The sequence below is a fragment of the Pantoea sp. QMID4 genome (genome assembly GCF_030270445.1).
Lineage (GTDB): Bacteria > Pseudomonadota > Gammaproteobacteria > Enterobacterales > Enterobacteriaceae > Pantoea > Pantoea vagans.
Genome location: NZ_BSXL01000005.1, coordinates 247,378 through 269,068 on the forward strand (window position 1 = coordinate 247,378; position 21,691 = coordinate 269,068).

General features: G+C 54.4%; 20 protein-coding genes. 13 read left to right on the forward strand and 7 right to left on the reverse strand.

Annotated features, from left to right (window positions below; all coding sequences use genetic code 11):
- Window position 1 precedes the first annotated feature (1 nt).
- From QSK07_RS13175 to QSK07_RS13195, 5 genes are all read right to left on the reverse strand, one after another.
- Complete coding sequence (locus QSK07_RS13175) at window positions 2-1,294, reverse strand: lysine N(6)-hydroxylase/L-ornithine N(5)-oxygenase family protein (RefSeq protein ID WP_285721594.1); 1,293 nt, start codon at window positions 1,292-1,294, stop codon at window positions 2-4.
- Window position 1,295: 1 nt separating this feature from the next.
- A complete protein-coding gene (locus QSK07_RS13180; protein ID WP_285721593.1) occupies window positions 1,296-2,858 on the reverse strand; it encodes a pyridoxal phosphate-dependent decarboxylase family protein in 1,563 nt (520 codons plus the stop codon).
- 550 nt (window positions 2,859-3,408) lie between these two features.
- Window positions 3,409-4,782, reverse strand: coding sequence for a PTS ascorbate transporter subunit IIC (gene ulaA / locus QSK07_RS13185; protein WP_285721592.1), 1,374 nt, complete (start codon window positions 4,780-4,782; stop codon window positions 3,409-3,411).
- Between the two features lie 39 nt (window positions 4,783-4,821).
- Window positions 4,822-5,094 (reverse strand): PTS sugar transporter subunit IIB, encoded by a 273-nt coding sequence (locus tag QSK07_RS13190; protein ID WP_098050084.1) that lies wholly within the window; start codon window positions 5,092-5,094, stop codon window positions 4,822-4,824.
- A gap of 48 nt (window positions 5,095-5,142) precedes the next feature.
- Window positions 5,143-5,592 (reverse strand): PTS sugar transporter subunit IIA, encoded by a 450-nt coding sequence (locus QSK07_RS13195; protein WP_098050085.1) that lies wholly within the window; start codon window positions 5,590-5,592, stop codon window positions 5,143-5,145.
- Window positions 5,593-6,024: 432 nt separating this feature from the next.
- On the opposite strand from QSK07_RS13195, the gene QSK07_RS13200 reads away from it, so the two are divergent.
- The 12 genes from QSK07_RS13200 to QSK07_RS13255 all read left to right on the forward strand — a co-directional run bounded on the left by QSK07_RS13200 (window position 6,025) and on the right by QSK07_RS13255 (window position 16,870).
- On the forward strand, window positions 6,025-6,759 hold the full coding sequence (locus QSK07_RS13200; protein WP_285721591.1) for a GntR family transcriptional regulator: 735 nt from the start codon (window positions 6,025-6,027) through the stop codon (window positions 6,757-6,759).
- 455 nt (window positions 6,760-7,214) lie between these two features.
- Complete coding sequence (locus QSK07_RS13205; protein ID WP_275221870.1) at window positions 7,215-8,213, forward strand: MsnO8 family LLM class oxidoreductase; 999 nt, start codon at window positions 7,215-7,217, stop codon at window positions 8,211-8,213.
- Between the two features lie 19 nt (window positions 8,214-8,232).
- The gene (locus QSK07_RS13210; RefSeq protein WP_275221868.1) at window positions 8,233-9,384 is read left to right on the forward strand and encodes an amidohydrolase; all 1,152 of its coding nucleotides are present in this window, start codon (window positions 8,233-8,235) and stop codon (window positions 9,382-9,384) included.
- An 80-nt stretch (window positions 9,385-9,464) separates the two neighbouring features.
- Window positions 9,465-10,778 (forward strand): LLM class flavin-dependent oxidoreductase, encoded by a 1,314-nt coding sequence (locus tag QSK07_RS13215; protein WP_285721590.1) that lies wholly within the window; start codon window positions 9,465-9,467, stop codon window positions 10,776-10,778.
- Window positions 10,779-10,789: 11 nt separating this feature from the next.
- The gene (locus QSK07_RS13220) at window positions 10,790-11,731 is read left to right on the forward strand and encodes an ABC transporter substrate-binding protein (RefSeq protein ID WP_285721589.1); all 942 of its coding nucleotides are present in this window, start codon (window positions 10,790-10,792) and stop codon (window positions 11,729-11,731) included.
- Window positions 11,732-11,741: 10 nt separating this feature from the next.
- Window positions 11,742-12,260 carry a GNAT family N-acetyltransferase gene (locus QSK07_RS13225; RefSeq protein ID WP_098050091.1) on the forward strand — a complete coding sequence of 173 codons (519 nt, stop codon included), beginning with the start codon at window positions 11,742-11,744 and terminating at the stop codon, window positions 12,258-12,260.
- A 9-nt stretch (window positions 12,261-12,269) separates the two neighbouring features.
- A complete protein-coding gene (locus tag QSK07_RS13230; RefSeq protein WP_285721588.1) occupies window positions 12,270-13,196 on the forward strand; it encodes an amino acid ABC transporter permease in 927 nt (308 codons plus the stop codon).
- Window positions 13,180-13,974, forward strand: coding sequence for an amino acid ABC transporter ATP-binding protein (locus QSK07_RS13235; RefSeq protein ID WP_285721587.1), 795 nt, complete (start codon window positions 13,180-13,182; stop codon window positions 13,972-13,974). Before QSK07_RS13230 ends, QSK07_RS13235 begins: the two co-directional genes overlap by 17 nt.
- A complete protein-coding gene (locus QSK07_RS13240; RefSeq protein WP_285721586.1) occupies window positions 13,971-14,870 on the forward strand; it encodes an ABC transporter substrate-binding protein in 900 nt (299 codons plus the stop codon). The genes QSK07_RS13235 and QSK07_RS13240 overlap by 4 nt, the downstream gene beginning before the upstream one ends.
- 151 nt (window positions 14,871-15,021) lie before the next feature.
- Complete coding sequence (locus tag QSK07_RS13245; RefSeq protein ID WP_098050095.1) at window positions 15,022-15,582, forward strand: non-canonical purine NTP pyrophosphatase; 561 nt, start codon at window positions 15,022-15,024, stop codon at window positions 15,580-15,582.
- On the forward strand, window positions 15,579-16,373 hold the full coding sequence (locus QSK07_RS13250) for an SIR2 family protein (RefSeq protein WP_010247078.1): 795 nt from the start codon (window positions 15,579-15,581) through the stop codon (window positions 16,371-16,373). Before QSK07_RS13245 ends, QSK07_RS13250 begins: the two co-directional genes overlap by 4 nt.
- Before the next feature lie 155 nt (window positions 16,374-16,528).
- Window positions 16,529-16,870 carry a YebG family protein gene (locus QSK07_RS13255; RefSeq protein ID WP_285721585.1) on the forward strand — a complete coding sequence of 114 codons (342 nt, stop codon included), beginning with the start codon at window positions 16,529-16,531 and terminating at the stop codon, window positions 16,868-16,870.
- Between the two features lie 79 nt (window positions 16,871-16,949).
- Here QSK07_RS13255 and QSK07_RS13260 read toward each other — a convergent pair whose 3' ends face one another.
- On the reverse strand, window positions 16,950-18,077 hold the full coding sequence (locus QSK07_RS13260) for a Fic family protein (RefSeq protein ID WP_285721584.1): 1,128 nt from the start codon (window positions 18,075-18,077) through the stop codon (window positions 16,950-16,952).
- A 519-nt stretch (window positions 18,078-18,596) separates the two neighbouring features.
- Between QSK07_RS13260 and QSK07_RS13265 the strand changes: the two genes are divergently transcribed.
- Window positions 18,597-20,537, forward strand: coding sequence for a methyl-accepting chemotaxis protein (locus QSK07_RS13265; RefSeq protein WP_285721583.1), 1,941 nt, complete (start codon window positions 18,597-18,599; stop codon window positions 20,535-20,537).
- Window positions 20,538-20,607: 70 nt separating this feature from the next.
- Here the strand turns inward: QSK07_RS13265 and QSK07_RS13270 are convergent, their stop codons facing one another.
- A complete protein-coding gene (locus tag QSK07_RS13270; protein ID WP_285721582.1) occupies window positions 20,608-21,690 on the reverse strand; it encodes an ABC transporter ATP-binding protein in 1,083 nt (360 codons plus the stop codon).
- Window position 21,691: the final 1 nt, after the last annotated feature.

Genomic DNA, 21,691 nt, shown 5'->3' on the forward strand with positions numbered 1-21,691 from the left:
CTCAGTGCTCCGATTTAGCCGGGAAAGTCTGGAAGGCGATCTGGCGCTCAATAGGGTAGACCTCGCGTCCGGTCAGTTCACGCAGCAGCACAGAGTTGCGGTAGCAGGCCATACCCAGATCCGGCGTGACAAAGCCATGGGTATGCAGCTCGGCGTTCTGCACGAAGATCTGATTGTGATGGTCGATGCTGTAGTTGCGCTGCACATCGTAGCGGCCTTTGTCGTCCCAGCGCAGGCGTGCGGTAATGCCCTCTAAAAACATCGGCGGCTGATAATGATAGCCGGTCGCCATCACCAGTCCTTCAGTACGACGGGTGAAGGTGCAATCCTGCTCCTCCTGATGCAGCGTCAGCTCAAATTCGCCCTGAGGCAGCCAGCGCATCGCGGTCAGCGCCGAGTGGGTGAAGAGGTTGACGTTGAGATCGCCATCGAGCTGTTTCACATACATCAGGTCATAAATGTCATTGATTAAGCTGCTGTTGATGCCTTTATAGAGATTTTTATGGCGCGCATTCAGCTCGTCACGGGTGGTGGCGGGCAGGGCGTGGAAATAGTCGACCCATTCTGGTGAGGTCATCTCCAGCGTGAGCTTGGTGTATTCCAGCGGATAGAAACGCGGCGCGCGGGTGATCCAGTTGAGCTGATAACCAAAGCGGTCAATATCAGTCAGCAGGTCGTAGTAAATTTCCGCGGCGCTCTGGCCGCTGCCCAGTACGGTAATTGACCGCTTCTGCTGCAGTTCTGCTTTGTTAGCCAGATAGTGGCTGGAGTGCGTCAGGCGTTGACGATGCGGCTGGCTGCACGCTGGCATCCAGGCTTTAGGCCCGGTGCCGAGGACCAGATGACGCGCCTGATAGCGCTGTTTTTCACCACTTCGGGTGTCGGTCACCTGAAGGTGATAGATCCCGGCGGCCTCATCATAGCTGACATACTCGACATGGCTGTTCCAGCGCAAATTAGAGAGTGTTGAGCTGGCCCACTGGCAGTACTGGTTATACTCTTTGCGCATCAGGAAGAAGTCTTCACGGATATAAAAAGAATATAACTTTCCTTTTTCCTTCATATAGTTGAGCAGACTGTACGGGCTGGTGGGATCGGCAAGCGTCACCAGGTCGGCCATAAACGGCGTCTGCAGGTGCGCATTTTCAAGCATCATGCCGGTGTGCCAGTCAAAGCCCGGATTCTCATCCAGGAACAGACCATTCAGTCCCTCAACCGGCTCGCTCAGACAGGCCAGGCTGAGGTTGAACGGGCCGATGCCGATGCCAATAAAGTCATAAATGGGATTATTCATTTCAGATCTCTCCATGATTCGCCGCACTCAGTGCAGAAGCACGAACCTGTTCGCGGCCATAGTGCGCAATCAGGCTCAGTACATCTTCAATGTCGGCCGTGGTCGTGGTGGGATTTAACAGGGTAAATTTCAGATACTGACGCCCGTTGACTTTGGTGCCAGCAATCACCGCATTACCGGAACGGAACAGCGCTTTACGGATGGCAGCGTTGATCTCGTCGATCTGCGCGTCGCTGGCATGTTTGCCAGGAACGTAGCGGAAAATCTGGGTCGTCAGCTCAGGCGCATGCAGCACTTCAATGGCAGGGTGTGCAGTTAGCAGCTGGTGCGCGGCCTGGGTCAGATCTATCAGCGTATCGAAGGCGTCACCCAGCGCCGCGGGGCCCGTTATGCGCAGTGTCAGCCACATCTTCAGGGCGTCAAAACGGCGTGTGGTCTGAATACTTTTATTAACAAGATTCGGCGTGCCTTCCTGCTGAGCGCTGAGTGGATTCAGGTAATCTGCATGGTGCGTGACATGCTTCAGGTTTTGGCTGTCGCGCACAAAGAAGGCACCGCAGCTGACGGTCTGGAAGAACGATTTGTGATAATCAACAGTGACGGAGTCAGCACGCTCAATGCCGTTCAGCCGTGCGCGATGATTCTCAGAAACCAGCAGGCCGCAGCCGTAAGCGGCGTCAACGTGCATCCAGAGACCGTAATCGTTACAGAGACGGGCGATGTCGGGCAGCGGATCGATGCTGCCAAAGTCGGTGGTGCCGCTGGTGGCGACCACGGCAATCGGGATCAGTCCTTCACTGCGGCAGCGTACGATCTCCTCTTCCAGGCATTTTGCATCCATACGGTAGTGGTCATCGTGATCAACGGCGATAACCGCGTCATAACCCAGACCCAGAATCGCCATCGATTTCTGAATACTAAAGTGGCTGAGTTTCGAGGTAAAGACCCGCCACTTAGATGCCGTCTCCGGCAGGCCGCGGTGCTTAATCAGATGCCCCGGATGATGTTCCGCGCACCAGCTGTCACGCGCCAGCAGCATCGCCATCAGGTTGGACTGGGTGCCGCCGCTGGTAAAGATCCCATCCGATCCGGCAGGCAGGCCAATACGGCCCAGCGTCCAGTCGATCACCTTCTGTTCAATCAACGTGCCGCCGGCACTCTGATCCCAGGTATCAACCGAGCTGTTCACCGCCGCCATAATCTGCTCGGCCATCAGAGAGGGCAGTACGACCGGGCAGTTCAGGTGCGCAAGGTATTTAGGATGGTGGAACCAGACAGCGTCACGCAGATAGAGCTGACTCAGCTCTGCCAGCGCTTCATCGTTATTGCCCAGCGGACGATCGAGATCGACATCGCTGAACTCCGCCGCCAGTTCGTGGGGCAGAATCCCGCTGAAAGGCTTTTCTACGTCAGTAACGGTGCGCGTCATCAGCGCCAGCACCGCCTGAGTCTGCTGCGACCAGGCCGTCAGTTGCTGATCGTTAAAAATAGCCGTTTCGGCTCCGCTGGCATTGGAAGCTGGCGCGAGGTCCAGTGCCGTCTGAGTGGATGAGCGTAAAAGCATTTTTAGTTCCTGTGCGTGAATACCAGTGACCCTGCCGACACAACGTCAGCAGCGTTAGAAATCCGCCCAACAACTCCAGTAAACATAAAACTAACTAACCAGATAAAAACCCTCACCATTACGTGGGTTAGTGTTTTCACCTTAAAAATTGAAAATACCGCATACTATTTGTGGATTTGACAGCGTTTAACGCTTTTTATATGCGGATGAGAGTGTAAATGTTAATCATTATCATTCAAATGTTTTATTGTTAAATTTTATTTATTAGCATATCTAATGATGAAAGTGTGATTTAGATCACTTTTTGTGTTCGGAATAGTCCTTTTTTTTAAGGAAAACTACGACCGGGTCGAATCAGAAATGAGGGAGGCAGTAGAGTTGTGCGCTAGCGTACTGGCAAAACAAAGGGCGAGAACTGACATTAACCGATATCAGGATGGGCGCGCTGCGGTAATTCACTGTGGGAATACCGGTGATTCGGGCAAACCGGTCAGGTATGAAAAAGCGGAAAAGGCGGAGGGCCTTTTCCGGTTAGCATTACAGCGTCTGATTACATTTCATTTGTTTCAGCAGGGACTTTCTTTTTGGCCATAAAGTTATAAATCACAAGCAGGCCAAAAATGCCGGTGATAATCAGGGTGATGGTTCCCTTATCCATAAAGTGCGCCATATTACCGAGCAGGATGCCTGTTACGCCAAAGTCTGTATCCGAGAAAGTGGTATTGGTCAGTCCAATCTGTCCGAGTACTGGCAACAGGGCGACAGGGAGGAAGGTAATTAACAGGCCATGCGCAAAGGCACCACCGATTGCTCCGCGTTTGCCGCCAGTCGCATTACCAAACACGCCGGCTGTCGCACCGCAGAAGAAGTGAGGAACCACACCGGGCAGAATCAATACCCAATGCAGCTGACCCAGAATAAACAGTCCGACCAGGCCACCGACAAAGCTGGAGATAAAGCCAACCAGCACCGCATTCGGCGCATAGGGGAAGACAATCGGGCAATCGAGCGCGGGTCTGGCTTCCGGCACCAGTTTTTCTGAAAAGCCGGTAAAGGCCGGGACAATTTCAGCCAGAATTAAACGCACGCCCTGCAGAATGATAAAGACGCCAGCGGCAAAGGTAATGGCCTGAATAAAGGAGTACACCAGGTAGTTCTGACCATTGCTGAAATTAGCCTCTACATACGCTTTACCGGCGGAGACCGACAGGATTAAATAAATAATCATCATCGTCAGCGAGATAGAGATTGTACTGTCGCGCAAAAAACTCAGGTTTTTTGGCATGTTCATCTCTTCGGTGGATTTCGATCCCTTACCAACCACAGAACCGATCCAGCCTGATAAGACATAACCAATGGTCCCGGTATGCGCCAGTGCGACATGGTCGCCCCCGATGATCTTACGCATATAGGGCTGCGCGATAGCCGGGAAGGTAGCCATCAGAATACCCAACAGCAGTGACCCGGTATAAATAAGCTGAAGACCTTCAAAACCGGCGACAGATAAAATAATCGCGATCATACAGGCCATATAAAACGTCACATGTCCTGAAAGGTAGATATATTTGAGTCGGGTGAATCGGGCGACCACGATGTTAGCAACCATGCCGAAGGCCATGATCATGGTAGTCGGTGCACCATATTTGGCCAGCGCGATAGAAACCATCGCTTCGTTATTTGGAATGATGCCCTGAACATCAAACGCATGCTTGAAAATGTCGCCCAGTGGCGTCAGGGAACCGACCAGAACGGTCGCGCCACCTGCCAGCACCAGAAAGCCCAGAATGGTTTTTACCGTGCCCTTAATCACATCAGGAAACGGCTTCTTCTGCGCTATCAGTCCGAAAAATGCCACCAGCCCGACCAGGATTGAGGGCACTTTCAGTACATCGACGACGAACTGCAAAAGATTTTGAGTAAACATATTAACCTCGAGGGTAAGGCGTTTATCTGATTATCAGCGTCAGTTTTTCTCAAAATACTCGCGTATTTTTTGCTCCACTTCTTTCAGGTCGATAATATTGTTGATAATGATGACTTTGTTTTCCGGCAGGTTTGCGCTGTAGGCAATATCTTTTGCCATCACAAACACATCCGCCACGTCAGGAGTAACAGAACCAAGATCCGAATGTTCAACTTCCGCTTCAACGCCGATTGTTTTAAGCACTTTTTTGATGTTCATTTCCATCATAAAGCTGCTGCCCAGACCTGAACCACACACTGCCATAATCTTCATATCAAACCTCTTTAACTGTTGATTAAAAATTGCGTTTTAACCGGCGTATCAGACGCCTGATAAAATCGTCATGAGCGCATCCTGGCTACTCGCATTAAAGAGCCGTGCCATGATGTTTTCATCGGACAGAACTTCCGCCAGCTGGGAAATCATTTCGATATGGCTGTTACTGTCCGGTGCCGCAAACATAAAAATCGCCTTTACCGGATCGTTCTCTTCAGAGTCAAAATTCACAGGTGTGCCCAGCAGCACAATCGACAAGCCCAGTTTGTGTGCGCCTTCCTCAGGGCGCGCGTGAGGCATGGCAATCTGCGGCGCGATAACAAAGAAGGGACCGATCTCCTCTTTCTGTCGAATAATGGCATCAATATAATCCTGCGATATTGCGCCCTCAGTGAGCATAGGACGCCCGGCTATCGCTATCGCTTCCTGCCAGTCCGCAACGCGTTCAACGTACTGGACTTTCTCGTTGTTTAACCACTTCGCCAGGTGTGACATCGCTTTAATTCCCTCAAAATGCGTGAGTATGTATAGTCAGTTTTATTAAAACGCTCTTTTAACCACTTCTTACCTGAGCCTGCAGGCCACAGAAGCTCAGGATAATGAAGGCCATAAGATTATTAAAATAGCCACTATTCATAGCGTTACGAAATACTTTGTTGCTGACTGCGGGCATAAGGTTATATTTCATCTTCGTCATCACATCTGTACATGTTGAAGATGTCTAGTCATCCTGATGATGTCCTTCGACGTGTACGGACACAACCTGTAAAGTTAAAATATCGCTTAACAGCCTTAACATCCGTGCCAATTTGATAAGTTGGTCACATATTCAGGTAGCCGCAGTAGTACTTATCCGGCAATGTCAGGCAGAACTGTACTGACACGGATTGATGGCGTTTCACCTTCACGCATACAGGAAGACATTCGATGGTTGATGGCATCACAGAAAAGCAAAAAGAGGTTGTTGATTACATCCTCAATAAAATTAAGGATGATGGCCTTCGCCCCGGAGAAAAGCTGGATACCGAAATATCCATCGCAAAAAATATCGGTATTACCCGTGCGACGGTTCGTGAAGCGACTCGTATTCTGGTTGAGCAGCAGAGAATTTACCGCGTTAAGGGTTCAGGTATCTTTGTGGGTTCCACGGAAATAAGCAGTCAGGCGCACCGATACCATGTGCTTTCACCGTTTGATTTTCAGGCGCAACGAAAAGGTCATAAAGGCGTCAGGAAAATTATTTCGGTTAGCATAATTAAGGTCCCGTCAGCCGATATTGCGCAGGCGCTCCGAATTAAAAATAGCGATCAGATTTATAAAATTTTACGCCTGATGTGTTTCGATGATATTCCTGTGGCTCTCGAACATATTCATCTGCCGGTGAATATATTTAATAGCCTGGAATTCAGCAAGCTGGAAGTCTCAAAATATGCCTATATTGAAGAGGTTACCGGTAAGAAAGTGCAGCTCAGGGATCAGCATCTGACGGCCGTGAATGTCACGGATTCACAAACTCTGACTCTGCTTAACTTGGCGGCAGGGGATGCGGTCATTCAGCTCAATGAGACTGTTTTCCTTGATGATGGTGTTCCCTGTGAAGTGAATATGGCGATTATTAACACCCGATATTTCCCATTGAAACAAAATTCACAGCGGCCGTAGTAACTATTATTTATGGTTAATCTTCCCGGAGAGGAAGACTATATACAGAAGCTTCTTTTGACTAATCCCTGGGCTATCTCAATCTATTTACACTCCCTGATCTTTATGCCGTTTATAATCTTCTACCTTGTGCTGAAAAATTTGAGTACAGACTCTTTGCAGCCGGATGTTCCGCTAACACTAACAAAGACACTTTTCACCGCTCCATACATAAGACGATTTTCTGCAAACCTTTGCCATTTAGTCGGTTTGAATCATATTAAAATCAGGCGGCGAACAGCGTTTAACGTTGCCTGGCGGGCTGACATCCTGTACCAGCGTCATTTATTTCTCTGCCACTGCTCACTTCTCCTCATTATCACGAATTCAATAAAGCATAAAACAATATGATGTTTTACCAATAATCGACTGCGCAGCACACTGGTCCGCAACCGGAATGAACAAGGACCAGGTGAATGGTATATCGATTAAGTCTGTTAGACAAAGCGCCCGTGCTGCAGGGCGAGTCGCCTGCAGCAGCACTGCAGCGCACGCTGCAGCTGGCGCAATTAGCTGAGGAGTGGGGGTATCATCGCTTCTGGCTGGCGGAACATCACAATACTGCGCAGCTCGCCAGCCCTTCACCGGAAGTATTGATTGCCTGGATCATTGCGCAGACCCGCCATATTCGTGTCGGCTCGGGTGGGGTGATGTTGCAGCATTACAGCCCGTATAAAGTGGCTGAAAACTTTAACCTGCTCGCCTCACTGGCACCGGGCCGCATCGATCTCGGCGTGGGCAAAGCGCCGGGCGGACTGCCACTTTCCACCCATGCACTGCAACAGGGTGTCGATGCGGGTAAAAAAGGCAGCTTTGCCGAACAGCTTCAGCTGCTGGATAGCTGGCTTAAACCCACACAGTCGCAACCTGATGACGAAAGTTTAGCCGCGACGCCGCTGCCATCACGTCCTGCTAACCGTTTTCTGCTGGGTGCCAGCGAAGAGAGCGCCCGGCTGGCGGCAAGTCTGGGCTGGCAGTTTGTCTTTGCAGCTCATCTTAATGGCGACCGCCAGTTGCTGGAACATGCACTGAGTACCTTTTCCCGACTCAGTAACGGCCAGCGCGCACTGGTGGCTGTTCAGGTAGTGGTGGCTGACTCGCCCGCCCAGGCTGACCTGCTGGTTTCCACGCTGCGTCATTATCATGTGTCGGTGAAAGACGGCCCAGGCGTCAACGTCGGCAGTCTGGAACAGGCTGAGCGCTATGTGCGTCAGGGTGGATATCGCGATTATCAGATTGAGCCACGCACACCGTCACTGCTGAAAGGCACCGCAGCACAGGTTCATGCCCAGCTGGATGCGCTACACCATAATTTCGACATTGATGAGTTCGTTATCGACACGCCGATTACCGAGCCGGTTGCCCGCCTTCAGTCACTGGAGTTGCTGGCTACGCATCATCTGATTGCAGCCTGAGTCTGAGTGGAGAGTCATCATGAGCAATGCATCACAACTGATTGAATGGCGGCGTGAACTGCATACCTGGCCGGAGCTGTCGGGTCAGGAGTTCGCCACCACTGCCCGGCTACGGGGCTGGTTGCAGGCGGCGGGCATCCGGCTGCTCGACTATCCCCTTGAGACGGGTCTTGTGGCGGAAATTGGCAGCGGGGAGACCGTCATCGCGCTGCGCGCCGACATTGATGCATTGCCGATCCATGAAGCAAGCGGCGTGCGTTTTCACTCCCGTCATCCCGGTGTGATGCACGCCTGCGGTCACGACCTCCATAGCGCGGTGATGCTGGGCGCAGCGTTACAGCTTAACGCTCAGGCCGACCAGTTGCCTGGTCGGGTGCGCATCCTGTTTCAGCCCGCTGAAGAGATTGCTCGCGGAGCACGCCAGTTTATTGACGCGGGCGTACTGGATGAGGTGCAGGCTATTTTCGGCATGCACAACGAGCCTTCATTGCCTGTCGGCACCTTCGCCACCCGCAGTGGGGCGTTCTATGCCAATACGGACAAATTTATTATTCGCGTCACCGGCAAAGGCGCACATGCCGCGTATCCGGAGCAGGGTGTCGACAGTATTGTTACCGCCAGTCAGATTATCCAGGCCTTACAGGGACTCACCAGCCGCAGCTTCAGTGCGCTGGACAGTCTGGTGCTGAGCATTACCCGCATTGACGGCGGCAAAAGCTGGAACGTATTGCCGGGCGGCGTTGAGTTTGGCGGCACGGCGAGAACTCACGATTTACAGCTGCGTGCCGAACTGGAACAGCGGGTGCGCACACTGGTTGAGCACTTTGCTGAAGCCAATGGCGCGCAGGCGACCCTGAGCTGGCATCCCGGCCCGCCGGTGCTAATCAACGACGCGCACTGGGCAGCCTTCAGCAGTGACGTCGCGCAGCAGGCAGGTTATCGGGTGCAGTCCGCCGAACTGCATCTGCTGGGTGAGGATTTTGCGTTCTATCTGCAACAGGTGCCGGGTGCGTTTGTCAGCATCGGCAGCGCCAGTGATTTCGGTCTGCACCATGCCAGCTTTACCCCGGATGAGGCGCTGATTGCCCCCGCCGCTGACTACTTCGCCCGACTGGCCAGCCAGGCGCTGCAACATCTCAATGCGCGATGTCGGGAAGCCATTCTGAACTGAATTCATCTGCAGCCCGTTAAAACACGGGGGTGCTGACCACCCTCGTTGGGCATCGCTACGACTAAAAAAGAGAGAGCATCATGACCACAAGACAACTTCGGCTTGGCACTATTCTGCATGGCGCATCGGGAAACATGTCTGCCTGGCGCCATCCGGCGGCGCAGGCCGATGCCAGTATTAATCTGGAGTACGCCAAAAAAATCGCCCGCAAGGCGGAGCAGGGCAAGCTCGATTTTCTGTTTGTCGCCGACGGGTTGTTTATTAATGAGAAATCGATTCCGCACTTTCTGAATCGTTTTGAACCGCTGACGCTGCTCTCAGCACTGGCGGGCGTCACGGAACATCTGGGGCTGGTCGGCACAGTTTCCACTTCTTACAGCGAGCCGTTCACCGTGGCACGTCAGTTTGCCAGCCTCGATCACCTCAGCGGCGGGCGTGCGGGCTGGAACGTTGTTACCTCGCCGCTGGAGGGTTCCGCCAGAAACTTCTCCCGCGAGAAACACCCGGAACACGCGTTACGTTATCGCATTGCCGACGAGTATCTGCAGGTAGTGAAAGGCTTATGGGATTCGTGGGAGCAGGATGCCTTTGTACGGGACAAGGAGAGCGGCCAGTTCTTCGACCCGGCGAAGCTGCACACGCTCGATCATCATGGCGATTTCTTCCAGGTGCAGGGACCGCTCAACATCGCCCGCACGCCGCAGGGCCGGCCGATTATCTTCCAGGCGGGTGCGTCCGATGACGGTAAAAAGCTGGCGGCGCGCCATGCAGACGCCATTTTTACCCATCAGCCAACCCGTGAAGAAGCCCAGGCATTTTATCAGGATGTGAAACAGCAGCTGGTAGCGAACGGTCGACAGCCAGAGGATCTGCACATCTTTCAGGGTGTCAGTGTGATCGTGGGTGATGATGAGGAAGACGTAGAGCGCCAGTATCAGACCACGGCGGCGCTCGTGTCGATTACCGATGCACTTAACTACCTCGGTCGTTTCTTCGACCACCATGACTTTTCACAATATCCGCTGGATGAGCCGTTCCCGGACATTGGCGACATCGGGCAGAACAGCTTCCGCAGCACCACCGACGAGATCAAACGCAAAGCACAGCAGCATGGCCATACGCTGCGCCAGGCGGCACTGGAAGCCGCAACGCCGCGTCCACTGTTTCACGGCACGCCGGAAGAGGTCGCGGATGGCCTGCAGCTCTGGTTTGAGACCCACGCCACAGACGGATTCATCATTAACGGCGGCACACCCGATACCTTTGAGCGTTTTGTCGACCGCGTGGTGCCGATTCTGCAGGCTCGCGGCCTGACGCGCCGCGACTACCCTGGCAGCACCCTGCGTGACAGCTTCGCCCTGAAACAACCCGTTAATCAGTTCACCTCACAATAAGAGCCTACGTCATGAAAAAAACATCGCGTCTTCTTGCCCTGCTTATTCTTACAGCCGGCAGCCATGCGCTGGCTGAAGGCACCAGCGTTTCCTATAACGGACAGCGCGTCAGCCTGCAAGCCAATAAAGCGCCGATTAATACGGTGAAAAATCCTGCCGCCATCGCGCAACTGCCCGCGGGGCATCACTTTGTGGTGCCGGGCTCCTTTACCGTGGCCGTGGCGGCGCTGAACTCTCCACCGCTGACGGTGTTTTCGGATGACAACAAAACCCTGCTCGGCAGTGAGGTGGATATTGCCCGACTGGTTGCTGATAGCCTGGGATTAAAACTCAATGTCGTTCCCACGTCATGGGAAGGCTGGCCGCTGGGTGTGGCCTCAGGCAAGTATGATGCGGCGATCTCCAACATTACCGTCACTAAAGAGCGCAAAGAGAAGTTCGACTTCGCCACCTATCGCAAAGACTCACTCGGCTTTTATGTCAAGACCAGCAGCCCGATTAAGTCACTGACCAAAGCGGAAGACATTGCCGGACTGCGGATCATCGTGGGATCCGGCACCAATCAGGAGGCGATTCTGCTGGCGTGGGATAAAGAGAATCAGGCTAAGGGCCTGAAAGCCTTTACGCCGGTCTACGCCAAAGATGACGCCGCCCAGACACTGGCACTGCAGGCGGGGCGAGCCGATGCCTACTTCGGTCCGAACGTGATTGGTGCCTGGAAAGCGGCGCTGACCGGTAAAACGCGGCTGGTCGGCAGCGTGGACGGCGGCTGGCCAAAAGCGGCGCACATTGCCGTTACGGTGAAGAAAGGCAGCGGCCTCGCGGAACCGATCAGCACTGCGCTGAATGGCGTCATCACCAATGGCGATTATCAGAAGGTGCTGAACCGCTGGGGTGAAGGCGTAGAGCATATCGATCGTTCTGAAATCAACCCTGCCGGGCTGGGCGACTAAGGAGCTGACCATGAGTGAATCGACTTTTCGCGAAGTTTCGCCGGAGGCCCCTGAGCTGCAACCGATTCTGGGTGGTCTGTTTGGTGAATATTCAGCACGTTATGGCGACTTTTTCTCCCGCCGTAACGAGCAGGAACAGGAGCTGACCGAATGGTATCTGCCGCCGCAGGGACTGTTTATTGTGCTGGAGCGCGACGGCGAAATCATCGCGATGGGCGCTTATAAACCTTATGACCCGCAGACCGCTGAGCTGAAACGCATCTGGACCCGCAGCGATCTGCGCCGTCAGGGGCTGGCGCTGGTGGTGTTGCAGGAGCTGGAACGGCGCGCCCTGCAGGCGGGCTATCAGCGGCTGTTTCTTACTACCGGCTTTCGCCAGCCGGAAGCGGTGCGGCTATATACCGGTCACGGCTATCAGCCACAGTTCGATCTGAGCGGCGATCTGGAGCGTTACGGCCAGCCGCCACATGACGGGCGACTGCGCTTTATTAAAGTGATCGGCGTGTATAACGTCGCTGAGGCGAGTTAAGGAGTAATGATGAGTAAACATCAACATCTGCAGGTGGTCCCGGCACGTTATCCGGCGCGCACCGCAGGCGCTATCCTGGCGCTGTTTATACTGGCGGGCGTGGTGCAGTCAGTGGCCTTTAACCCGCGCTGGGAGTGGGGCGTGTTTGCCCGCTGGTTTTTTGATCCGGTGATCCTGCACGGCCTGGGTCAGACGCTGCTCCTGACCCTGCTGGGCACTCTCTTCAGCCTCTTCTTTGGTGGTCTGCTGGCGCTGGCACGTCTCTCCTCGTCGTGGCTGTTGAGCACCCTGGCGTGGGGATACATCTGGCTGTTCCGTTCGCTGCCGCTGATCGTGGTGCTGATCATTCTCTATAACTTCTCCTACCTTTACGACACGCTGTCGATTGGCATTCCGTTTACCGGCCTGTCGTGGGGCGCGTTTCAGACGATTAACGTGCTGGGCCAGTTTCCTGCGGCGGTCATTGGTCTGACGCTGGTACAGGCCGCTTACAGTGCGGAGATTATCCGTGGCGGGATCCTCGGTGTCGATCACGGTCAGGTGGAAGCGGCCTCTGCACTGGGGCTTTCCGCCTCACGCCGGACCTTCCGCATCATTCTGCCGCAGGCGCTGCGCGCCATTATTCCGACTGCATTCAACGAGATCATCAGCCTGGCGAAAGGCACCTCAATGGTTTACGTGCTGGCGATGCCGGAGCTGTTTTACACCATCCAGATGATTTACAACCGTAACCAGGAAGTGATCCCGCTGCTGATGGTCGGTGCCGCCTGGTATCTGATTATCACTACCGTCCTGTCCGTGATTCAGTATTACGTTGAGCGCTGGCTGGCCCGCAGCGTGAACCGTGAGCCGCAGCCTTCGCGCTGGCAACGATGGCGCAACCGCGTCACGCCACTTCATTCGACCGAGGAGATCAGCCATGTCCGAAGCCATTGATTACCGCACATCACACACAACAGGTGCCATCAGTATTACCGGCGTGACCAAGCGTTTTGGTAAACACATAGCGCTGGATGATGTTTCGCTGTCGCTGGAGCCTGGATCGGTCACGGTGATTCTGGGGCCATCCGGCTCCGGTAAATCCACGCTGCTGCGCACCATCAATCATCTGGAGCGGGTCGATGAGGGATTCATTCAGATTGATGGCGACTTCATCGGCTATCAGCAGCGCGGCGACAAGTTATATGAACTTAAAGAGAAGGCCATTCTGCTGCAGCGTATCAACGTCGGCTACGTGTTCCAGAACTTCAATCTATTTCCGCACCTCAGCGTGCTGGATAACCTGATTGAAGCGCCGGTTGCCCATCGTCAGCTCACGAAATCTGAAGCGATAACACGGGCGGGCGAACTGCTGGATATCGTCGGCCTGCGCCATAAAGCCGATGCCTGGCCGCGTCATCTGTCGGGCGGGCAGCAGCAGCGCATCGCTATTGCGCGCGCCCTGATGCTCAATCCCCGCGTGATGCTGTTCGATGAACCGACCTCGGCGCTGGACCCGGAGCTGGTCGGTGAAGTGCTCGACGTCATCAAAAAGCTGGCGTGCTCCGGCACCACGCTGGTGATTGTGACCCATGAGATCGGCTTTGCCCGTGAAGTGGCTGACAACGTGGTCTTTATGGTAGATGGCCGGATTGTTGAGCAGGGCAGCACCACGCAGGTCCTGAACAATCCGCGCCATGAACGCACCCGCCGTTTCCTGGCGCGCGTGTTATGAGGGCGCTGACGTTAACAGCGCTGACGCTGCTCCCGGTGCTGAGCTGTCCGGCGGCGGAGAAGCTTGATGTGCTGAAAAATGAGACGCCAATCCATGCCCCGGCGAATCCGCAGGCTATCGCGAAAATTCCGGCTGACTTTCACTTTATCGAGCCCGCCACGCTGACGGTTGCGACCGCCACGACTAACTCACCGCCGCTGTCGCTGCTGGCGTCTGACAACGTCACGCGGATCGGCAGCGATCCGGACATCGCCAGACTGCTGGCTGACAGTCTGGGGTTAAAGCTGAAGCTGGTTCCGGCCTCGTGGGAGGACTGGCCGCTGGGCATCAGCGCCGGACGCTATGATGTCGCCATGTTTAACATTGCCGTTACTGAAGAGCGCAAGAAGAAGTTCGATTTTGCGACCTATCGCGCTGATAACCACGCCTTTGCGGTAAAGAGCGACAGTAAAATCAGCCAGATCAGCAGTCCGCCTGATATTGCCGGTAAACGGATTATCGTCTCATCGGGCACGAATCAGGAGCGCATATTACTGAGCTGGGATCGGCAGAACCGGGCCAAAGGTCTGCCTGCGGTCACGCCAGTCTATCTTACCGATGATGCCTCAGCGACGCTGACACTACTGTCGGGGCGGGCCGATGCGATCTTTGGCCCGCACTCGATGGCCGCCTGGAAAGTGGCGTCACGCGGCCAGACAAAGCTGGTTGGCAGCGGACCGTTTCGCGCCTGGGTTGCCGTGACCACTAAAAAGGGGAATGGTCTGGCACCCGCACTGCAGGCTGCGCTGGATGGCACCATCACGGGTGGGCAGTATCAGCAGGTGCTGGCCCGCTGGGGTGAACAGGATGAAGCTGTGACGCACTCCACAGTGAATCCGCCAGGCATTGTTTACTGAGGCTGCAGAACCGGCTCTCCTGCTGAAGCTGGTTCTGCAATCTGATGACCACAGAATTGAACTACACTCTCCAGCGTGAGTGATTTATCCTGCCCGCCTGTTTTCGTAAAAAATCCTCACTGCGTGGCGGAGTAATTGACCTGGAAGCCCCATGAAAATCAGATTCCTTTCTGCCAATGAGCAAAAGCTGGCGGAGGTGCGTAAGATACTTGAGCCTGTCGGGGTCGAAGTATTGCCCATCGCCCGTCGCATTGAAGAAATTCAGACTGAAAACGAGCTGGACCTGGTGCGCGATAAACTCACCAAAGCCTTTTCGCTGATTGGGCGGCCGTTGTTTGTTGAGCATACCGGCCTTTATCTGGATGGCCTCAATGGTCTGCCCGCCGGTCTGACCCGCATCTTCTGGAACCGCCTGGACGCTGATCGCTTTACCGCGCTGGTTCAGGGACTGGACAGCCAGGCCGTGACGGCTAAAACAGTACTCGGCTACTGTGACGGCCGCAAAATGTATCAGTTCTCGGGCGAACTGCGCGGTACCATCGCCGCGAAACCCGGCGGGACGCGCGGCTTCCAGTGGGATTGCGTGTTTATCCCCGAAGGGTATGAGCAGACCTTTGCAGAAATGGGCGAACTCAAGAATGAGATCTCGATGCGGCGCATCGCGCTGGATCGCTTTGCCACCTTTTTAAAAACCTCGCGGGGAGTGGCATGAAACCTGAACTCAAACGCGCCTATGATTCCGGCAAACTGATTCTGTTTGCCGGTGCCGGTATTTCGCGTAATTTTGGCCTCCCCGAGTGGCATGAACTGATTGCTCACCTTGCTAACGAGCTGGGTTACGATCCCAAAATCTTCAATACCTACGGTACGCACCTGTCGCTGGCGGAGTATTACAAGCAAAAGAAAGGCTCGCTAGGCCCGCTGCGCAGCTGGATGGATCGCGAGTGGCACCGGCCGGATATCGATGTCCGGTCTTCTGAAATTCATACCATGATTACCCAGGGTAACTTCTCGCGCATCTACACCACCAATTACGATCGCTGGCTGGAAGCGGCGCACGAGGCGCACGGCGTTCCCTATTACAAAGTGGCGAATGCCGCTGACCTGGTCTCGCTGACCGAAGATAAACGTCATATCATCAAGCTGCACGGTGACTTCGATGACGACACCTCTATCGTGCTTGATGAGAGCAGCTATTTTGAACGTCTCTATTTTGACTCACCGCTCGACATCAAACTGACCCATGACGTTATGGGCAACTCTGTGCTGTTTGTCGGCTACAGCATCAGTGATTTCAACATACGCCTGCTGTTTTACCGTCTGACCAAGATGTGGGGCCGCACCGGGCTGGCGACGGCCCGGCCAAAATCGTATCTGTTCACTAACCGTAATAATCCGGTAGCTAAAGAGGTGCTGGGGCAGTGGGGGATCGAGGTGATCGTTTCCGAAGAGGATGATCCGCGTAAAGCGCTGGCGATGTTCCTTGAAGAGCTGCTGGTGTAGTCAGCCTGGCTTCCGGCACAGAAGCAGAGGAAAAAGAAAAAAACCTGCGTCCGTTTAAGGTTAGCGCGTGCATAACCGATAAACTCTATTCTCTGCTGGCAAAGCATAACCGGCATGATACACTGTATATATACACAGTACCCGAGGACGAAAAGATGGCTGTTGAAACAAAATTTGTTGTAGTCAGAAAGGGTGAAGAGAAGATGACGTTTGCCAATAAGAAAGAGGCCGATGCCTACGACAAAATGCTCGATATGGCCGAAGCCTTCACTGACTGGCTGTTACAGCATCAACCTGCACTGGACGAATCTCAGGCAGAAACGCTGGGCCTGCTGATTGCCGAGCAGAAAGATGCGGTGCAGCATATTCTGCGCACCAGCAAACTGCCGGACATGGCCGCAGGCGCGACGAAGCCTGAAGCCGTGGCAGAAGAGGGTGCGGATGATAAGGCGGAAGAGCCAGCGGTGAAGAAAGTTCGCGCCGTTAAAGCTGCCTGATTGCCATAACGCCGGAAGCGCACCTTCCGGCGTTGCTGTTTTTAGCGGCGGCGTATCTGCGCTCACATCCTGTCTGGACTTAATGATTCTCGCGGGTATCAACCTGATAGCGCGTGCTTCGTCCGCCACCCTCTAGCCGGTAGAGACAGCCTTTATCTACCAGATCCGCCAGATGACGGGTCGCGGTTGCTTTACTCACTTTTGCCACCTTCTGATACTGGCTGGCGCTGATCCCCCGTTCAAAACCCTGCTCACCGCCGTCAAGCAGCCGGTTCAGCACTTTTACCTGTTCCGCGCTTAATCCCATCCCTTGATGACTCAGCCAGAAACGCGCTTTCATCTGGGTGCGATCGATGACGTCCATCGCCTGCTTCAGGCTCTCATCCAGGATATCAAGAAACCACACCAGCCAGTCTGTAATATCAAGGTCGCCTTTCTGCGTCTGCTCAAGGATGCGGTAATAACCGGCACGCTGCGCGAGGATAGCGGGTGACATGGCATAAAGACGGATGCTCTGGCTGTCAGCCTGCGCCAGTGCCAGATCGGTCAGGGCACGGGTAATACGCCCATTACCGTCATCAAACGGATGCAGCGTAACAAACCAGAGATGACAGATGGCAGCGCGCAGCAGCGGGTCCAGCATGACATCCTGCTGACTGTGGTTAAACCACTCAATAAACTGTGCCAGCTGCGGCTCCAGCCCCTGTCGCGGTGGCGCTTCAAAATGCACTGTGGGGCGATCGATACGACCCGAGATCACCTGCATGGGCTCACTGCCACGCAGCGTGCCGACGCTCAGACGCTGCACCGTCCATTCATCTGCCGGAAAGAGCCAGTGATGCCACTGAAATAATCGGTCAGGCGTCAGTGGCTGACTGCGATTGTTGATGGCATCCAGCATCATGGCGGCCAGCCCTTCTGAGCGATCGGAGACCGGATAAGGCTGTTCTTCTGTGACGCCTAACCGGCGCGCCAGCGATGAGCGTACTGACTGCACGTTTACCCGCTCCTCTTCAATCGCGGATGAAGAAAGGATATTACTCAGCAGGGTATCCAGCGTCTGCGAATCACTGTCTGACTGCAGACTGGCGCGTCCCAGCAGCAAACCGCGCTGCTGCTGCAAATGGCGCAGGCGTGGTAGCAGTACGGCATCCTGCCATTGAAAATCGGGCCAGTCCGGCTGCTGCCAGATCCAGTTAACGCTCATAGTTGGCTCACAATAAGAAGGGATGAGCCGAACAGGACTTGCTATTCGGCTCACAGAATGAGTCGATAATAGCGGATATCCGGCTCACAGGCCAACCGAAAGGAATCAAGGACAAAAAAGGACCCGAAGGTCCTGTTTGCTTAACGGGAAAACTGCATAAAGGTGTCTGAATAGTAGTGAACGATCCAGGCAACATACGCCAGCCAGACAACCATCCCAATGGCTAATCCTGATTTACCGATCATTGATCTCTCTCCACAGTGATAAGGGGCGACAGCAACTGTTGACATAAACTGACAGTAAAGGCGGGCAGCAGTATTGTTGCAGATCAAAAAAAGCCCGTTCATACGCAGCGCCATATCCTCTTTGCGATCAATTTCCCTGAATGACTTACAGCCAGACAGGCAGCCCGCCAGAATTACAGTGACTAAAGTTCAAAAAAACGCCGCCGATAGACGATTTCAGGAGCAACGTAATCACAAGGAGGGAAAGAAACAGGTAAATTCCAGGGGAATCGCTATGGCCAGTCAGTTAACACATAAGAAAAGAATGAGTACCCGTGCGCAGATGCTGATCATGGGGGGCTTAACAATAATGCTGGGATTTACCGTGACTATCGGCGTCCTCAGCTGGCAATCGGGTAAAGAACAGAAGGTACTCGCAGAAAACTATCTGCAGCAGATAGCACAGAGCCATGCGCTTCAGGTGCAACAGGAGCTGGGGCACGCCCGTGATGTGGCCAGTCATCTTGGCCAAAGTCTCATTGCGCTGCCGCAGGCGGGTATCACCGATCGCAACGTCGCCGATAAAGTCATGGAGTATGCGCTGCGCGCTAACCCTGATTATCTGTCGATGTCGGTGACATTTGAACAGAATGCGTTTGATGGTCGCGATGCAGAGTTCGCTACACAGCCGGGTCAGGCACCGCAGGGCCGCTATGCGTTTTTTGTGGATCGGGACGTGTCAGGTAAATACGCGATGCATCCGCTGCTCTCCTATCTGACGCCAGGTCAGGGCGATTATTATCTGATCCCGCAAAAATCAAAAAAAGATACCCTTATCGAACCCTATAGCTATGCCTATAACGGGGTGCCGACATTGCTCACCTCTGTGGCTGCCGCGATTATCGATCAGGGAACATTGAAAGCAATTGTCACCTCTGACATTTCACTGGCGTCACTGCAACAGAAGGTGAACCAGATCAAACCCTGGCAGGGAAGCGGCTATGCGCTGTTGCTCTCGAATGGCGGAAACGTGGTTTCCTCGCCCGTGAAAGAGGAAGCCGGTAAACCCTGGAAAGGCGAAAAAGATGGCTTTACGACGAAAGTCGTACAGCATTTTGATGCCGTGCTTGGTGAAAATGCCTTAGTCACCTGGCAGCCGGTGTTAATTGGTAACAGCGATAAACCCTGGTATCTCGGCGTCGTCGCACCGGTCAGTCAGGTGATGGCTGCTGCTAACCGGCAACTGATGTGGGCGCTATTGCTGATGGTAGTCAGTATTCTGCTGGTCGGCACTGTACTCGGCATGCTATTCAGCCGCAAGGTGCTGCGTCCGATTGGCGGCGAGCCGATTGAAGCGGCAAATATTGCGCTTGCCGTCGCGGATGGCAAGCTGGATAACGCGATTGCTGTGAAAAACGGCGATCGCAGCAGTCTCTTCTTTGCGCTTCATACTATGCAAAGCCAGCTCCGGCAGATTGTCGGGCAGATTAAAGATTCCAGTGAATCAGTACGACAGGGCGCGGGCGAAATTGCCAGTGGCAACCTCAATCTGGCGTCACGCACTGAAGAACAGGCCGCCGCGCTGGAGCAGACCGCAGCCAGCATGGAGCAGATCAGCGCCACAATCCGCCTGAATGCCGACAATGCGCAGCAGGCGACCAGCCTGACTGAAAACGCGACGCATATTGCCAGTCGCGGTGCCTCGCTGGTGGGCGAGGTAGTGCAGACCATGGCGCAGATCGATGATAGCTCGAAAAAGATTGGCGACATTACCACGATGATCAATAGCATTGCCTTCCAGACTAATATTCTGGCGCTCAACGCGGCAGTAGAAGCAGCTCGTGCCGGTGAGCAGGGGCGCGGTTTTGCAGTGGTCGCCTCAGAAGTGCGAAATCTGGCCCAGCGCAGTGCTAATGCGGTCAAAGAGATTGGCGCACTGATTGAAGAGTCGAGCGTACGGGTGGAGAGCGGCGTCCGGCTGGTAAACGATGCCGGTAAAACCATGCAGGAGATGATGCAGGCGGTGAATTCGGTGCAGGGGATTATCGGTGAGATCGTTACAGCGTCAAGCGAACAGGCGCGTGGCATCAGCCAGGTAACGATAGCGGTCAATGAAATGGATGGCGTCACCCAGCAGAACGCCGCGCTGGTGCAGCAGATGTCGGCGGCCGCCAGTTCGCTTGAAGACCAGGCCCAGCAGCTATCACAGACGGTAGAGCAGTTTCATCTGGCATAAAGCGGCGTATGTTCCCTGGTCCACTATCTGATTCACAGACTAAAAAACCCGCCAGCGGCGGGTTTTTTTATCATTGTTCCGTCAGCCGCACACCGCTGCTGGCATCGAACAGGTGCATCTTATCCGGATTCACGGTCACCGGCAGCGTACCGCCCGGCACGGCATCGCTCCGACCAGTCAGTTGCATATGCAGCGGGAAAGCCTGCCAGTTCAGATGTAATAGTGTCGACTCGCCGGTAATCTCCACAATATTCACCGTCGCCGGTTGCCCGCTGGCATCAAAAAGCAGATCGTGGGGTCGTACACCCAGCGTCACCGGCTGATCGGCCTGCTGCAGCGCGGCGTGGTGCCAGCGACCGGGCAACGGCAGCCACTGCTCGCCACAGCAGACGCCGGGCAGACCATCGCGAGTCTGGAAACGCGCATCCAGCAGATTCATCGGCGGTGAACCGATAAACCGCGCCACAAAGGTGTTAACCGGGCGGTCGTAAATCGCCAGCGGCGCACCCTGTTGCACAATCACCCCATCTTTCATCACGACGATCTGATCCGCCAGCGTCATTGCCTCGACCTGATCGTGCGTCACATAAACCATCGTGGTTTTGAAACGCTGATGAAGGGACTTAATCTCGGCACGCAGCTCCATGCGTAACTGCGCATCCAGGTTAGAGAGCGGCTCATCGAACAGAAATACCTGCGGATTGCGCACCATTGCCCGGCCCATCGCCACACGCTGCCGCTGTCCGCCAGACAATGCGCGTGGATAACGCTGTAATAGCTGATCGATACCCAGAATAGCTGCGATACGGGCAATTTTGCTTTTCTGCTCCTCGCGCTTCACCTTTTTCACCTGCATGTGAAATGCCAGATTTTCGGCGACGGTCAGATGCGGATAAAGCGCATAGCTCTGAAAAACCATAGCAATATCCCGGTCGGCGGGATCGAGGTCGTTGATCTGTTTATTATCCAGCTTAATCGCCCCGTCAGAGACGCTATCCAGACCGGCGAGCAGCCGCAGCAGGGTAGACTTGCCGCAGCCGGAGGGACCGACCAGCACGGTAAAACTGCCATCGGGAATGGTTAAATCGAGCGGATGCAGCACGCTGTGTTTTCCGTAGCGCTTCGCCACCTGTATAAGTTCAACACGGGCCATG